General features: G+C 70.4%; 16 protein-coding genes. 11 read left to right on the top strand and 5 right to left on the bottom strand.

Going from position 1 to position 14,339, the window contains the following annotated elements; genetic code table 11:
- Positions 1–24: 24 nt before the first annotated feature.
- The 6 genes from tsaE to tsaD all read left to right on the top strand — a co-directional run bounded on the left by tsaE (position 25) and on the right by tsaD (position 3,951).
- Positions 25–453 carry a tRNA (adenosine(37)-N6)-threonylcarbamoyltransferase complex ATPase subunit type 1 TsaE gene (tsaE, locus tag AW271_RS16480; protein WP_083976831.1) on the top strand — a complete coding sequence of 143 codons (429 nt, stop codon included), beginning with the start codon at positions 25–27 and terminating at the stop codon, positions 451–453.
- Positions 454–570: 117 nt separating this feature from the next.
- Positions 571–1,206 carry a hypothetical protein gene (locus AW271_RS16475; protein WP_062337732.1) on the top strand — a complete coding sequence of 212 codons (636 nt, stop codon included), beginning with the start codon at positions 571–573 and terminating at the stop codon, positions 1,204–1,206.
- 4 nt (positions 1,207–1,210) lie between these two features.
- Entirely contained in the window at positions 1,211–1,750 is a 540-nt protein-coding gene (locus AW271_RS16470) for a class F sortase (protein WP_062337730.1), read from the top strand.
- 32 nt (positions 1,751–1,782) lie between these two features.
- Positions 1,783–2,484 carry a tRNA (adenosine(37)-N6)-threonylcarbamoyltransferase complex dimerization subunit type 1 TsaB gene (gene tsaB, locus AW271_RS16465; RefSeq protein ID WP_062337727.1) on the top strand — a complete coding sequence of 234 codons (702 nt, stop codon included), beginning with the start codon at positions 1,783–1,785 and terminating at the stop codon, positions 2,482–2,484.
- A 20-nt stretch (positions 2,485–2,504) separates the two neighbouring features.
- Positions 2,505–2,936 carry a ribosomal protein S18-alanine N-acetyltransferase gene (gene rimI, locus AW271_RS16460; RefSeq protein ID WP_083976827.1) on the top strand — a complete coding sequence of 144 codons (432 nt, stop codon included), beginning with the start codon at positions 2,505–2,507 and terminating at the stop codon, positions 2,934–2,936.
- Entirely contained in the window at positions 2,929–3,951 is a 1,023-nt protein-coding gene (gene tsaD / locus AW271_RS16455) for a tRNA (adenosine(37)-N6)-threonylcarbamoyltransferase complex transferase subunit TsaD (protein ID WP_062337723.1), read from the top strand. The genes rimI and tsaD overlap by 8 nt, the downstream gene beginning before the upstream one ends.
- A gap of 120 nt (positions 3,952–4,071) precedes the next feature.
- Here tsaD and AW271_RS16450 read toward each other — a convergent pair whose 3' ends face one another.
- The 3 genes from AW271_RS16450 to AW271_RS16440 form a co-directional block, all read right to left on the bottom strand.
- On the bottom strand, positions 4,072–5,247 hold the full coding sequence (locus AW271_RS16450; protein WP_157554253.1) for a coiled-coil domain-containing protein: 1,176 nt from the start codon (positions 5,245–5,247) through the stop codon (positions 4,072–4,074).
- A 181-nt stretch (positions 5,248–5,428) separates the two neighbouring features.
- Positions 5,429–6,580: a class I SAM-dependent methyltransferase gene (locus AW271_RS16445; protein WP_062337719.1), complete on the bottom strand. Its 1,152-nt coding sequence runs from the start codon at positions 6,578–6,580 to the stop codon at positions 5,429–5,431.
- 34 nt (positions 6,581–6,614) lie between these two features.
- The gene (locus tag AW271_RS16440) at positions 6,615–7,679 is read right to left on the bottom strand and encodes a ricin-type beta-trefoil lectin domain protein (protein WP_062337718.1); all 1,065 of its coding nucleotides are present in this window, start codon (positions 7,677–7,679) and stop codon (positions 6,615–6,617) included.
- Between the two features lie 233 nt (positions 7,680–7,912).
- Between AW271_RS16440 and groES the strand changes: the two genes are divergently transcribed.
- The 4 genes from groES to AW271_RS39740 all read left to right on the top strand — a co-directional run bounded on the left by groES (position 7,913) and on the right by AW271_RS39740 (position 10,955).
- A complete protein-coding gene (gene groES, locus AW271_RS16435) occupies positions 7,913–8,224 on the top strand; it encodes a co-chaperone GroES (RefSeq protein ID WP_062337716.1) in 312 nt (103 codons plus the stop codon).
- A gap of 62 nt (positions 8,225–8,286) precedes the next feature.
- Entirely contained in the window at positions 8,287–9,909 is a 1,623-nt protein-coding gene (groL, locus tag AW271_RS16430; protein ID WP_062337714.1) for a chaperonin GroEL, read from the top strand.
- Between the two features lie 243 nt (positions 9,910–10,152).
- On the top strand, positions 10,153–10,797 hold the full coding sequence (locus AW271_RS16425; RefSeq protein WP_083976824.1) for a sigma-70 family RNA polymerase sigma factor: 645 nt from the start codon (positions 10,153–10,155) through the stop codon (positions 10,795–10,797).
- A complete protein-coding gene (locus AW271_RS39740) occupies positions 10,794–10,955 on the top strand; it encodes a hypothetical protein (RefSeq protein ID WP_157554251.1) in 162 nt (53 codons plus the stop codon). Before AW271_RS16425 ends, AW271_RS39740 begins: the two co-directional genes overlap by 4 nt.
- Here AW271_RS39740 and AW271_RS16420 read toward each other — a convergent pair.
- Positions 10,916–11,293 carry a DUF5319 domain-containing protein gene (locus tag AW271_RS16420; RefSeq protein WP_062337713.1) on the bottom strand — a complete coding sequence of 126 codons (378 nt, stop codon included), beginning with the start codon at positions 11,291–11,293 and terminating at the stop codon, positions 10,916–10,918. The two genes, AW271_RS39740 and AW271_RS16420, sit on opposite strands and share 40 nt — an antisense overlap.
- Positions 11,294–11,341: 48 nt before the next feature.
- A complete protein-coding gene (locus AW271_RS16415; RefSeq protein WP_062337710.1) occupies positions 11,342–12,331 on the bottom strand; it encodes a helix-turn-helix transcriptional regulator in 990 nt (329 codons plus the stop codon).
- A gap of 520 nt (positions 12,332–12,851) precedes the next feature.
- Between AW271_RS16415 and guaB the strand changes: the two genes are divergently transcribed.
- Positions 12,852–14,333, top strand: a complete 1,482-nt coding sequence (guaB, locus tag AW271_RS16410; protein ID WP_062337708.1) for an IMP dehydrogenase — start codon at positions 12,852–12,854, stop codon at positions 14,331–14,333.
- Positions 14,334–14,339 lie beyond the last annotated feature (6 nt).

Raw genomic sequence — 14,339 nt, 5'->3', positions numbered from 1 at the left:
GAGCCTGCGGCCACGGCCGAGGACATGCGCGCACTCGGCGTGAAGATCGCCGGGCTGCTGCGGGCGGGCGATCTGGTCGTGCTGACCGGCCCGCTGGGAGCCGGGAAGACGACTCTCACCCAGGGGATAGGCGAGGGCCTGAAGGTACGCGGCCCGATCACCTCCCCGACCTTCGTGATCGCCCGGGTGCATCCGTCGTTGTCCGGGGGCCCGGCCCTCGTCCACGCCGACGCCTACCGCCTGGGCGGCACGCTGGAGGTCGACGACCTCGACCTCGACGCCTCGCTCGCCGACTCGGTCACCGTGGTCGAGTGGGGCGAGGGCCTCGTCGAGGGTCTGTCGGACGAACGGCTCGAGATCGTGATTGACCGGGACGACACCGACGAGAGTAGGTATGTCCTGCTTCGGGGTGTTGGAAGTCGTTGGTCCCAAATTCCCGCAGGATCGATCTAGTACGGTCCCGCTTGGAGCCTTCCACACCGCCGCCGATTCGTTAGAAAATGAAGATCTTTACTAATGGATTGGCCTAGATTTTCTGGGTAATGGTCGGCGGTGGGAGGGGTGGGGCCGATGAACGCGTTATCGAAGGCCGCGTTGGCCGGGGTGGTGCTGCTCGGAGTCGCCGGCTGCTCGGCGGAGGCGGGCATCGTCCCGGAGGCGTCCATCACAGTGACGCCGCCGGTGCCGACGGTCACCGCGAGCATCCCGCCCCGTCAGGAGGTGCGGGTCACGCTCAACCCCGACGAGATCCAGGGTGGGCAGTCCCGGAACATCCGGATCACCGCCTACTGCCCGCCCGCGCAGCCGGGCACCAGCTACCAGGCCAGCGCCCACTCCGACGCGTTCACCGGCATCGTGAGCCTGCTGGCCCCCGCGGCCGAGACGCCTCCGCCGTCCCCGGCCCCCGCGCCCCGGCTGACCGGCGTGGCCGTGCTCAGGGCCGGCGCGAAGGCCGGCGGCTACCGCGTCGAGGTGCGCTGCTCGGCCACCAACGACATCGGCAACGCCCGCCTGCAGGTGCTCCGCAGCGGCACCACCGCCGACGAGACCCGCTTCCCGACCAAGGCGCCCGGCGCGGGCGGCGGCGGCACGGCCGCCGGCGGTCCCTCCGACGAGTCGGGCATCCCGGTCACGCCGTTCGCCGTCGGGCTGCTGGCCGCGGCCGGCCTCGGCATCGCGGTCGCCCGCAGGCGCGCCCGGGGCTGACGCCTTGGCCGTCTCCACCCGGATGGTCGTCGCGGCGATCGTCTCGGGGTTCGTCCTGTTCGCGATGACCAAGCCCGACACGGCCGAGGTCGAGGGCGCGCGCAGCAGCGCCGTGCCCGAACGCATCGACATCCCCGTGCTGCAGATGAAGGCGCCGCTGATCAAGCTCGGCCTCACCGGGAACGGGGAGGTCGAGCTGCCGCCGTACGAGAAGCCGAAGATCGCCGGGTGGTACGAGGGCAGCTCCGTCCCCGGCGACAAGGGCGCGGCCGTGATCATCGGCCACGTCGACACCAAGACCGCGCCCGCCGTCTTCTACCGGCTTAGGGAGCTGAAGAAGGGCGCGGCCGTCAAGGTCGTCAGGTCAGACGGGAAGACCGTCGCCTACAAGGTCGACGCGATCGAGCAGATCCCCAAGGAGTCGTTCCCCGCCGAGAAGGTCTACCTGGGCGAGGGCCTGCGCCTGATCACCTGCGGGGGCCAGTTCGACTGGGACGCCCACGAGTACAAGGACAACGTCATCGTGTACGCTTCCCGCGCCTGAGCACACGCCCTGTAGGGCTAGGCTTGCTTTTTGTGCTGGTCCTGGCCTTCGACACGGCGACCCCTGCCGTGACCGCCGCGGTGCACGACGGAACACGCGTGCTGGCGGAATCCACCACCATCGACGCCCGGCGCCACGGGGAATTGCTCGCGCCGGCGATCGAGACCGTCCTGCGTGAGGCGGGCGTGACCGTCCACGACGTCACCGCCGTCGTCGCCGGAGCGGGCCCCGGGCCCTACACCGGGCTGCGGGTCGGCCTGATCACGGCGCGGGCGTTGTCGACGACGCTCGGGGTGCCCGCCTACGGCATCTGCACCCTCGACGCCATCGCCTACGCCGCCGGCGTGCCCGGCCCGTTCACGGTGATCACCGACGCGCGGCGCAAGGAGCTCTTCTGGGCGACCTACGCCGACGGAGTCACCCGTCTCGACGGTCCCCGGGTCGACAAGCCCGCCGACGTGCCCGCGCACGGCACGGTCGTGGGCGCCCGGCTCTACCTCGACGGCGTGACCGGTCCCGAACACCCGTCGGCCGGGGCGCTGGCCGCGCTGGCCGCCGTCGAGCTGGGGCGGTTGTCGCCCGAGGAGGCCGCCGCGGCGGCCAAGCTGCCCGAGGGGCGCATCGACTCGGTCGAGGCCGCCCAGAACCGGGCGATCCTCGGCCCGCCCGTGCCGATCTACCTGCGACGGCCCGACGCGCAGATCCCGGGGGCGCCCAAGAGGGTGACGGCGTGAGCGTGGTGACGCTGCGCGGCATGGGCGTCGACGACCTGCCGGCCGTCATGGCGCTCGAACGCGCCACCTTCCCCTCCGACGCGTGGAGCGAGCGCATGATGCTCGGCGAGCTCGCCGACCAGCCCCGCACCCGCCACTACATCGTGGCCGAGCGCGACGGCCTGATCGTCGGTTACGCCGGCCTGGCCGTGGCGGGCGACCAGGGCGACGTGCAGACCATCGCCGTCCTGGCCGAGCACCGGCGGGCCGGGGTCGGCGCCCTGATGCTCAACGCCCTGCTCGACGAGGCCGGCCGCCGGGGGGCCTCGGCGGTCTTCCTCGAGGTCCGCGCCGACAACGCGCCCGCCCAGGCCATGTACGAACGGTTCGGCTTCCACCAGCTCGGCCTCCGGCGGGGCTACTACGACGACGGAACCGACGCGATCACGATGGTGAGGAAACTCGATGGCTGACGAGCCGATCGTCCTGGGGATCGAGACGTCCTGCGATGAGACGGGCGTCGGCATCGTGCGGGGCCACACCCTGCTGGCCGACACGATCGCCTCCAGCATGGACGAACACGCCCGCTTCGGCGGGGTCGTGCCCGAGGTGGCCTCCCGCGCCCACCTCGACGCGATGGCCCCCACGGTCGACAGCGCCCTGGCCAAGGCCGGGCTGAAGTTCTCCGACATCGACGCCATCGCCGTGACGGCGGGCCCCGGCCTGGCCGGCGCGCTGCTGGTCGGCGTCGCCGCCGCCAAGGCCTACTCGGTCGGCCTCGGTGTGCCCCTCTACGGGGTCAACCATCTCGCCGCCCACGTGGCCGTCGACCAGCTCGAACACGGGCCGCTGCCCGAGCCGTGCATGGCCCTGCTGGTCTCCGGCGGCCACTCGTCGCTGCTGCTGGTGCCCGACGTGACCCGCGAGGTGATCTCGCTCGGGTCGACCGTCGACGACGCCGCCGGCGAGGCGTTCGACAAGGTCGCCCGGGTGCTGGGCCTGCCGTTCCCGGGCGGCCCCCACATCGACCGGGCCGCCCGCGAGGGGCGCGGCGACGCGATCCCGTTCCCGCGCGGCAAGGTCGACGACGGAACGCTCGACTTCTCGTTCTCCGGCCTGAAGACCGCCGTGGCCCGCTACGTGGAGAAGCAGGGCGACTCCGTGTCGGTGCCCGACGTGTCGGCCTCGTTCCAGGAGGCCGTGGTCGACGTGCTGACCCGCAAGGCGCTCCAGGCGTGCCGCGCCCATGGCGTGGAAGACCTGCTGATCGGCGGCGGCGTGGCGGCCAACTCGCGGTTGCGGGCGCTGGCGCAGGAGCGGTGCGACGCGGCCGGGGTCCGGCTGCGGGTGCCCCGGCCGGGTCTGTGCACCGACAACGGGGCGATGGTCGCGGCGCTGGGGTCCAACCTGGTGGCGGCCGGGGCGACGCCCTCGCTGCTCGACATCCCGGCCGACTCGTCGATGCCGATCACGACCGTGAGCGTCTGAACCTGAGGCGATAAGCCGAAATTTCGGGCACGAAGTGCCCGATCTTCTGCCGTCGGGATACTCGGATGTAAGAAGGGCCGGGCCATCTTCGCGGCCCGGCCCTTCTGCGTGTGCGGAGGTTCAGTCCTTGGAGCCCCTGGTGGGCCGCAGGAGGGCCTCAGCCAGCGCCAGCATCGTTTCCTCCAGCGCCCCCAGCCTCCGGGTCAGGTCGGTGTGGGCGGGCTCCACCGTGGTCGACAGGGCCTCGCGGACCGCGTCGCGGTCGGGGCGGGTCTCGACCAGGGGGCCGATCTCGCCGACGAGGCGGTGCAGTTCGCCGATCTCCAGGGTCGCAGGGAGCTGGCCGAGCCGCTGGTTGATCGACTCGACGCGGTCGTCGACGCCGTCGAACCGCTCGCCGAGCTGCTCTTCCAGGGCCTCGACCTTGGAGGCCAGGCGGCTCTCCGAGTCGCCCACGCAGGCGCCCAGGCGCTCGTCGAGGGCGCTGACGGCGCGGTCGGTGCCGTCGAGCTTCTCGCCGTTCTCGGTGAGCTTGGCCTCGACGCCCGTGACGCGGGTGTCGATGTCGGCCAGGCACTCGTCGGCCGTCTCGATGCGGGCGTCGATGCGGTCGAGGCGGGCGGTCACGCCGGCGACCTGGCCCTCCAGGGCGTGGACCTGGGCCTTGGCGCCCGACTGGGCCTCGCTGATGGCGCTCAGGCGGGCGTTGCTGGCCGACTGCTGGCCCTCGACGCCGGAGATGCGGGTGGCGATCTGGTCGAGGGTCGCGGTCAGCCGGGTGACCACCGTGTCGAGGCCCGTGGTGAGGGACTCGGTGAAGTCGAGCTCCAGCCGGTCGAGGCGCTCGGTGAGGTCGGTGACGGCCTTGTCGATGCGGCTGAAGCGGGCGGCGGCCGCCTCCATGTTCGTGTGCATCTGGGTGAGGCGGTCGGTGATCGAGGCCAGCCGGGTGAGGGACTCGTCGACGTTCTCGCCCATGGTGCCGACGTCGGCCCACAGGCTGGGGAGTTCGCCGATGGGGGTGACCTTCTCGCCGACGACGTCGACGTGGTCACGGACCATCTCGATGTGCTGGGCGAGGCTTTCCGCCCAGGCGGGCGGGCGGCCCGTCAGGTCGTCGAGACGGCCGCCGACCGCCTCCATGGTCGCGCTGATGCCCCCGAGCTCGCGCTCGCGGACCTCGCGGAGCAGCCATTCCATGCCCTCCATGCGCTGGCGGATCTCGTCGAGCACCGCCCCTTGGGTGCGCTGCTCGTAGACATGGTCCTGGGCCGCGCGGGCCAGCAGCTCGCGCATCCGGTCGGACACTGCGGCCTGACCGCCCGCTTGAAGGAGGGTGTGGTTTTCCACCGAGGAGCTCCGGATCAAGAGGAAGACGTGAACACGTAATGTCACCGAACGATAACCCTCGGCGCGGCCACTTTCCCGGGGACAGGGAAACATCGGGGTTCCCGATGGATTGCCCGAACTGGCGGCTTTACCTGCCCATTTCCGTGGCCAGCACGGCCACCGGACGGGTGCCGAGACGGGTCAGCAGCACCACCATGGATCCCTCTCCCGACAGTCGCAGATCGTGACGGAGCCTCTCGACGTCGACCGCCGATCCTCTTTTCTTGATCGTGACGACGCCCACGTTCCGCTCCCGCAGAGCGGACCTGAGCCTCTTCAGGGAGAAGGGCATGACCTCCTCGACCAGGTAGCCCGCCGCCCACGGGGTGGCCACGGGGGAGTCGGCGGTCAGGTAGGCGATCTGGGGGTCGATCAGGCGGCCGCCGACGATCTCGGCGACCTCGCCGACCACGTGGGCGCGGACCGCCGCGCCGTCGGGCTCGTAGAGGTAGTGGCCGATGGGGGCGACGTCGGCTTCGACGCCGCGCGCCGTCATGGTCTCGCCGGACGGCAGCAGCGTCGCCCTGCGCCCCTCGGCGCCCGACCAGAGGACCGCCTCCTTCACCTCGCCCCGGAACGAGACCCACTCGGCCTCCATGCCGGGCGGGATGTACTCGTAGGGGATGCCGGGGGCGACCTTGAGGCAGGCCCGGCGCGCCTTCGCGACGAGTTCGAGGATCACGTCCCAGTTCGGCGAGTAGGCGGCGGGGTCGAAGACGCGGCCCTTGGTGGTCCGGCGGGCGGGGTCGGCGAACAGCGCGTCGTAGGCCGACGGGTCGAGGGTGGTCGCGTCGGCCAGGCGGACGGTCGCCCGTACACCCAGAGCCCGGGCGTTCGCCGTCGCCACGGCGACCGTCAGGGGGTCGAGGTCGACCGCGTCGACCTCGCAGCCGGCGCGGGCCTGGGCGATCAGGTCGCCGCCGATGCCGCAGCAGGCGTCGGCGACCGACAACCCGGCCAGCCGCTTCGCGCGGTGTGCGGCCACCTCGGGGCGGGTGGCCTGTTCGAGGCCGTTCGGGGTGAAATACATCACGTCGGCGTCGGGGCCGAACTTCGCCGCCGCCCTGCGGCGCAGGCCCGCCTGGGTGAGCGCGGCGGCGGCCAGGTCGGCGTCGAAGCGCCTGCGCAGCGTGGTCACCGCCGCGATCTGGGTCGCGCCCGAGGCCAGCACCGCGCACGCCTCGTCGAGAGCCGTCTGGCCGTCGGGCGTGAGCAGGCGGGCGAAGCTCTCCGGATCCACACCGAGACGCTAGCGCCCGCCGCTCACTGGTCGGCTACCGCGTGGTCCAGCGCTGGGCCGTGGAGCCGTTGCAGTCGCGCAGCTCCACCAGGGCGCCGTTGGCGGTGCCGGTGGCGTGGAGGCACTTGCCGGAGCCCGTGCCCGTGATCGAGCCGTTGGCGTTGTGGGTGAAGCGCTGGGCGGCGGTGCCGTTGCAGGCCCAGATCTGGATCTTGGTGCCGTTGGCGGTGCCGTTGCCGTTCACGTCGAGGCAGCGGGTGCCGTTGTAGACGCGGTATTCACCGGCCGCCGTGCGGGTCCAGCGCTGGTTGGCCTGCGTGTGGCAGTCCCACACGTGGATCTGGGCGCCCTGGGCCTGGGAGACGCCGCTGACGTCGAGGCAGCGGTTCGACGCGGTGTTCACCAGGTTGACCGCGGCGGGGGTGAGGCTGCCCGGGACCGACTGGAGGGCGGTCATCCAGCGGGCGGCCATCTTGTCGTAGCCGGTCTGGTTGGGGTGGAGGCCGTCGGCCAGGTCGGCGGTGGTGAACCCGGTGTTCATGTCGACGAGGTGGGTCATCGAGCCCTTCTGGGCCACGATCCCGGGGATCGCGGCGTTGAAGGTCTGGATCCGGGCGTTGAAGGCGGGATCGGCGGACGGCGTGATCCGTGCGACGAACAGCTCGACCTGGGGCGCGGTGGCCCGGATCTTGTCGATCAGGGCCGACAACCGCGCGGGCGCCGTGGAGACCTGGAACTGCTGGCCCATGTCGTTGGTGCCGATGTGCAGCAGGATCGTGCGGGGGGTGTACGCCTGCAGCCAGCCCACGATCTGGGCGTCGATCTGGTCGATCCGCCAGCCCGAGTGGCCTTCGTGGTCGTGGTCGCCCAGGCTCGCCGGGCCGTTGAACCCCGAGCCGACGAAGTCGGCCGTGTGGCCTGCCTGGACCAGTCGCTGCCATAGGTTGATCCGGTAGCCTCCGGGCACGTTGAACCCGTCGGTGATGCTGTCGCCCAGCGGCATGATCCGCACGCCGCCGTTCGACTCCGCGGCGGCGGGTGCGGTCAGGAGACCCGCCGTGAGCAGGAGGCCCATGAGGGCCGTCGACCATCTGCGCATTGCCCATCCCTTCGATTGGTGGCACAAGCGAGGGCGTGATCAATGAACGACTCCGGCCGCCGGGTGTCAACACTCGATCGTGTTGACGTGCCCGGGGAAGGTGCATACTGTGTCGTGTTGGCACTCGCCTAGTGAGAGTGCCAATGCGACGCAGATAGGTCTGACACCCGCGACGGCAGGCCGCTGGTCGCCTCTTCAGCTCATTCATCGCAATCTGAAGGGGAGGTCCGATCGTGACGACCGCCACCAAGGTTCCCGTTAAGCCGCTCGGCGACCGCATCGTGGTCCAGCCGCTTGAGGCCGAGCAGACCACCGCCTCCGGCCTGGTCATCCCGGACACCGCGAAGGAGAAGCCCCAGGAGGGCAAGGTCCTCGCGGTGGGCCCCGGCAACTGGGACGAGTCCGGCAGCAAGCGGGTTCCGCTCGACGTCAGTGAGGGCGACGTCGTCCTCTACAGCAAGTACGGCGGCACCGAGGTCAAGTACGGCGGCGAGGAGTACCTCGTGCTCTCCGCCCGTGACGTGCTCGCCATCATCGAGAAGTAAGCCGTGAGAAGACCCCGGGCGCGACGAGCGCCCGGGGTCTTCGACGCTGAGAGGACTGGTAAATGCCCAAGACCCTGTCGTTCGACGAGGACGCCCGCCGCGCTCTTGAGCGTGGCGTGAACGCCCTCGCCGACGCGGTCAAGGTGACCCTCGGCCCGCGTGGCCGCAACGTGGTCATCGACAAGAAGTTCGGCGCGCCGACGATCACCAACGACGGCGTGACCATCGCTCGCGAGGTCGAGCTCGACAAGCCGTACGAGAACCTGGGCGCCCAGCTCGCCAAGGAAGTCGCCACCAAGACCAACGACGTCGCGGGCGACGGCACCACCACGGCGACCGTGCTGGCTCAGGCCATGGTCCGCGAGGGCCTGCGCAACGTGGCCGCCGGCGCCCAGCCGCTGTCGCTCAAGCGCGGCATCGACCTGGCCGCCAAGGCGATCAGCGAGAAGCTGCTGTCCTCCGCGCGTCACGTCGAGGACAAGAAGGAGATCGCCCACGTCGCGACGATCTCCGCGCAGGACGCCAAGATCGGCGAGCTGATCGCCGAGGCGTTCGACAAGGTCGGCAAGGACGGTGTCATCACCGTCGAGGAGAGCAACGCGCTCGGCCTGGAGCTCGAGTTCACCGAGGGCCTCCAGTTCGACAAGGGCTACCTGTCGGCCTACATGGTCACCGACCAGGAGCGCATGGAGGCCGTCCTCGACGACCCCTACATCCTCCTGACCCAGGGCAAGATCGCCTCCCTGGCCGACTTCCTCCCGCTGCTGGAGAAGGTCGCCCAGACGAAGAAGGCCCTGTTCGTGATCGCCGAAGACGTCGAGGGCGAAGCCCTGGCCGTCCTGGTCACCAACAAGATCCGCGGCACCTTCACCTCGGTCGCCGTCAAGGCCCCCGGCTTCGGCGACCGCCGCAAGGCCATGCTGCAGGACATCGCGATCCTGACCGGCGCGCAGGTCGTCTCCGAGGAGATCGGCCTCAAGCTGGAGCACGTCGGCCTCGAGGTGCTCGGCACGGCCCGCCGCGTCGTCATCACCAAGGACGCCACGACGATCGTCGACGGCGCCGGTGAGGGCTCGGCCATCGCCGACCGCGTCAAGGAGATCAAGCTCGCCATCGAGCAGTCCGACTCCGACTGGGACCGCGAGAAGCTCCAGGAGCGCCTCGCGAAGCTGTCGGGCGGCGTGTGCGTGCTCAAGGTCGGCGCGGCCACCGAGGTCGAGCTGAAGGAGAAGAAGCACCGCCTGGAGGACGCGATCTCGGCCACCCGCGCCGCGATCGAAGAGGGCATCGTCTCCGGCGGCGGCTCGGCGCTGGTCCACGTGGCCGCCGAGCTCGACAACCTCGGCCTGTCGGGCGACGAGGCGACCGGTGTCGCCGTCGTCCGCAAGGCGCTGGTCGAGCCGGCTCGCTGGATCGCCGAGAACGCCGGCCTCGAGGGCTACGTCGTGACCTCCAAGGTCACCGAGCTCCCCGTGGGCCACGGCCTCAACGCCGCCACCGGCGAGTACGGCGACCTGGTCGCCCAGGGCGTCATCGACCCGGTCAAGGTCACCCGGTCGGCCGTGCAGAACGCCGCGTCCATCGCCGGCATGCTGCTGACCACCGAGGCGCTCGTCGTCGACAAGCCCGAGGAGGAGGCCCCCGCCGCCGCCGGCGCGGGTCACGGCCACGGGCACGGTCACTAATAACGGTTGCCGTTCTACGGCCCTCACCCCATTCCCGGGGTGGGGGCCGTAGTTCTATATAGAAGCCGAAGTCCAATGGGTCTGAGCTGTCAGAACATCTGACAGAAATACAGCAATTTCCACATATTAGTGAAATGTCCAAAACCGTCGAGTGTTCGTGCGATTACTTGCGGTTATCGCCGCCCCAATGTGACCAATCCGTATCCGTTCACCATGACGACAGTTCTCTGTGTGGCGGGCATCATGCCTAACGTGACCGAGGGATGCGTCGCCGACGCCGCAACTGGGGTAAGGCTTGCGATTGGGTCCAGAGTCGACGTGAGGCCGGAGGAGTCCGACCTCAGGGAGCTGACCAGTCTGGCCGTGACAGGGGACCGCACCGCCATCGAGAGGCTGCTGACGCAGCTGCGGCCGATGGTCGTGCGCTATTGCCGAGCCAGGCTTGGCCGGGTTTCTGGGCATTATCACAACGCCGACGACGTGGCCCAGGAGGTCTGCATCGCGGTGCTGTCGGCGCTCCCGCGTTATCGGGACATGGGCCGCCCGTTCGCGTCGTTCGTCTTCGGCATCGCCTCTCACAAGGTGGCCGACTCGCTGCGCAGTTCGGTGCGTTCGGCCGTGCCGACCCAGGATCTCCCCGACGGGCCCGACGAGGGTCCCGGGCCCGAGGAGACCGTCGTGCGCTACATCGAGGCCGAACACGCCCGCGCGTTGTTGTCGCGGCTGCCGGAGAACCAGCGCGAGCTGCTGATCCTGCGGGTGGTCTCGGGGTTGTCGGCGGAGGAGACGGGCAACGTCCTGGGCATGTCACCGGGCGCGGTCAGAGTGGCCCAGCATCGTGCTCTTGCCCGGCTCCGTCAGATGGCGGAGCTAGAGTCGATTGCGTGACAATCGACGTTGACGCCGTGCTCGACGCGTTGGCCCGGCGCGAGGCGGTGCGGTCAGCCGATCCGGCGATCTTGGTGTTGAAGACCCTGATCGCCGATGTTGACAGCATTCAGGAAGCTCAGCGGCTCTCTTCGGTGTCGATGACGCCGTCGACGTAGCCTCGGGCGTACTCCCAGCTGACGTAGTCGGCGGGGTCGGGTTGGAAGGCGGGCTCGTGGACTTGGGGTCGGCCGTTGTCGATCATCTGGCGTAGGTTGCCCCGGAGCAGGTCCCAGTCGAAGTAGTGCTGTTCGCCACATTCCGGGCAGTCGAGCACCAGACCGAGCACCCCTTGCGGTTCGAGCAGGGAGCGGAACACCTCCACGTCGGCGAGGTCGGTCAGGGCCTCGTCGCGCTCGGCCATCGTGAGCGGCTCGGGGTCGTCGAGCTCGCCCAGCTCCACGGCGGGGTCGTTGGGGTCGTCCGCGAACGGGTCGCGGGGGACGTCTTCCAGCACGTAACCACCATATGACTCCCATCGCCCCCGGTGTGCTCAAAGGCCGGGTCAGGACAACCAGCCCCGCCGGGCGGCCTCCACCCCCGCCTGGAAGCGGGTCTGCGCGCCGAGCTCCGCCATGGCGTCGGCGAAGCGGGCCCGGACGGTCCGGACCGACAACCCCAGCCGCCGGGCGATGGTGTCGTCGGAGATCCCCTGGGACGCCAGCCTGAGCACCTGAACGGCGCCCGGCGAGTGGCGGACCGGCACCGCCCGCCGCCACATCTCGTCGAACAGCGCCCGCAGCGCGCCCACCACGATCGGGGCCCTGACCAGGTAACAGTTGTATGCGCTGCCGGGTAACGACACCCCCCAGTCGGCCGGCAGCCCGGCGGCGTCGTGGCCGAGCGCGAAGAACCAGCTGGGCACCCGGTCGAGGGCCCGGATGCCCGCCCCGGCGGCGGCCAGCCGGTCGAGCGAGTCGCGCATCCCGGGGATCGCGAGGGCGGACGCGGGGACCACCGCGCGGGCGGAAAGGAGATCGCTTTTGAGCGCCTCGATCCACGTGTCGGCATATTTGCGGATGAAATCCGTCAAACTGCGTTCATCCGGGATCGCGGTCACGAGATCCGACGGCGGTGATTGGAGCGCCAGCCCGATGACGCTCTCGTAGAGTTCGTCGGCGCCGTTCACCAGTTCCACCGGGAACCGGCGGTCCTGATAATCGCGCCCGGCGTCGTAGGTCAGGGTCAGCCCGCCCACCGAGGCCAGCACCTCGTCGATCTGGCGGCTCTCCTCGGCCAGGCGGTCGAGGCGGGCGGCGATCAGGCGGCCGATCGCGGCGGCGGGGTGACGGGCCAGGTATTCGCCGGCCTGCTCGTCGACCGCGCCCAGCCGGACCAGGCCGGCCAGCCGGGCGGCCACGTCGTCGGCGGGCTCGTCGGCGGCCTCGGCGATCTCGGGGAGGGTGGCCCGGTGCAGGCGCAGGACGGTTTCGTACACCGCCGTCTGGGCCCTGGTGAGGCCCAGGCGTTCCAAAGGGTCGGCAGAGGTGGTCATTGGTCGGTCCAGTTTCAGGTCGTGGTCGCGCCCAGATGTCTGCTCCCTCGCCCGGAGCCGCCCCGGCTGGGCCACCGAGCGACTTCGCGAGAATAACGCGCTATTGCGTTTCGGGCGGAGAAAACCGCGAGAGGTGCAGCTTCGTGTAGTTGCAGGTTCGGACATTGTGTCGAGACCCTGGGTGACGCACTCTTGACCCTGCGTCGGCACGGGTGGGACGCCGTGACCGACCGGGCGCGGAGGGGGGCTCGGCGGTCACCGTGGGGGTCCCATCAACCGGCGCGTCAGGGGGGTCCGTCCTACGACGGTCCCCCCTTTCCCGTTTCTCTTTTCTCCGTTACGGCTCCGCCGGGCCGGCCCCGACCCCCGCCTCCGGCCCGCCCCGCATCCGGCGCCGACCGGCCGCGTCCGCACCGGCGCCCGACGAGGGCGCGTGGCGGTCGCCTCTTTGCGCGAGCCCTAGACTGGCCCAGAGGCCTGACGAGGTCTTCTTTGCCGCACGAGGGGGTTCGCGGACACCATGGCCAGATTCACCGAACAAGGGCTCACGTACGACGACGTACTGCTGGTGCCCGCATTTTCGGACATGCAGCCGGGTGACGCCGACACCACGACCCGGCTCACCCGCACGATCACGCTGCGCATCCCGCTGATCAGCGCGGCGATGGACACGGTCACCGAGGCGCGCATGGCGGTGGCGATGGCCCGCCAGGGCGGCGTCGGCATCCTCCACCGCAACCTGTCGATCGACGACCAGGCCCGCCAGGTCGACCTCGTCAAGCGGTCCGAGGCCGGCATGGTCACCAACCCGGTCACCTGCTCGCCCGACGACACCCTGGCCGACGTCGAGGCGCTCTGCGCCACCTACCGCATCTCCGGCGCCCCGGTCACCGACGCCGAGGGCGTGCTGGTCGGCATCGTCACCAACCGCGACATGCGCTACGAGACCGACCACTCCCAGCGCGTCAGCGACGTCATGACCAAGATGCCGCTGGTCACCGCGCCGGTCGGGGTCTCCCGCGAGGAGGCCTTCCGGCTGCTGCGCACCCACAAGGTAGAGAAGCTGCCGCTCGTCGACGACCGCGGCCGCCTCCAGGGCCTGATCACGGTCAAAGACTTCACCAAGAGCGAGCAATATCCGCTGGCCACCAAGGACGCCGACGGCCGCCTCATGGTGGGCGCCGCCATCGGCGTCGCCGGCGACGCCGAGGAACGGGCCCGCGCCCTCCTCGACGCCGGCGTCGACGTGATCGTGGTCGACACCGCCCATGGTCACTCCAAGGGCGTCTGCGACATGATCGCCAAGATCAAGGCCAACACCGCGGTCCAGGTCATCGGCGGCAACATCGCCACCCGCGCGGGCGCCCAGGCGCTCATCGACGCGGGCGTCGACGCCGTCAAGGTCGGCGTCGGGCCCGGCTCCATCTGCACCACCCGCGTGGTCGCCGGCGTCGGCGCCCCGCAGGTCACCGCCATCCACGAGGCGTCGCTCGCGGCCGGTCCCGCCGGGGTGCCGGTGATCGGCGACGGCGGCCTCCAGTACAGCGGCGACATCGCCAAGGCCATCGCGGCCGGCGCCGACGCGGTCATGCTCGGCTCCCTGCTCGCGGGCTGCGAGGAGTCGCCCGGCGAGCTGATCTTCATCAACGGCAAGCAGTTCAAGTCCTACCGGGGCATGGGCTCGCTGGGCGCCGTCCGCAACCGCGAGCGCGGGGGCGTGTCCTTCTCCAAGGACCGCTACGCCCAGGACGCCGTCTCCGGCGACGACAAGTACATCCCCGAGGGCATCGAGGGCCAGGTTCCCTACCGAGGTCCGGTCGCCGCCGTCGCCCACCAGTTGGTCGGAGGGGTCAGACAGGGTATGTGGTACACCGGCTCCCGCACCATCGCGGAGCTGCGTGAGAACGGCGAACTGATGCCGATCACCGCCGCCGGGCTGAAGGAGAGCCACCCCCACGACATCCAGATGACGGTGGAGGCTCCGAACTACCACCGTCGCTGACCTCTA

Source organism: Herbidospora sakaeratensis (genome assembly GCF_001570525.1).
In the GTDB taxonomy this organism is placed as follows: domain Bacteria; phylum Actinomycetota; class Actinomycetes; order Streptosporangiales; family Streptosporangiaceae; genus Herbidospora; species Herbidospora sakaeratensis.
The sequence above is the reverse complement of the archived record's forward strand: the minus strand, read 5'-3'. Positions and strand labels throughout refer to the sequence as shown.

Coding starts and splice junctions, on each gene's coding strand:
- tsaE (WP_083976831.1), top strand. CDS start 25: ATGCGCGCACTCGGCGTGAAGATCGCCGGGCTGCTGCGGGCGGGCGAT.
- AW271_RS16475 (WP_062337732.1), top strand. CDS start 571: ATGAACGCGTTATCGAAGGCCGCGTTGGCCGGGGTGGTGCTGCTCGGA.
- rimI (WP_083976827.1), top strand. CDS start 2,505: ATGGGCGTCGACGACCTGCCGGCCGTCATGGCGCTCGAACGCGCCACC.
- tsaD (WP_062337723.1), top strand. CDS start 2,929: ATGGCTGACGAGCCGATCGTCCTGGGGATCGAGACGTCCTGCGATGAG.
- AW271_RS16450 (WP_157554253.1), bottom strand. CDS start 5,247: ATGCGCGAGCTGCTGGCCCGCGCGGCCCAGGACCATGTCTACGAGCAG.
- AW271_RS16440 (WP_062337718.1), bottom strand. CDS start 7,679: ATGCGCAGATGGTCGACGGCCCTCATGGGCCTCCTGCTCACGGCGGGT.
- groL (WP_062337714.1), top strand. CDS start 8,287: ATGCCCAAGACCCTGTCGTTCGACGAGGACGCCCGCCGCGCTCTTGAG.
- AW271_RS16425 (WP_083976824.1), top strand. CDS start 10,153: ATGCCTAACGTGACCGAGGGATGCGTCGCCGACGCCGCAACTGGGGTA.
- AW271_RS16415 (WP_062337710.1), bottom strand. CDS start 12,331: ATGACCACCTCTGCCGACCCTTTGGAACGCCTGGGCCTCACCAGGGCC.
- guaB (WP_062337708.1), top strand. CDS start 12,852: ATGGCCAGATTCACCGAACAAGGGCTCACGTACGACGACGTACTGCTG.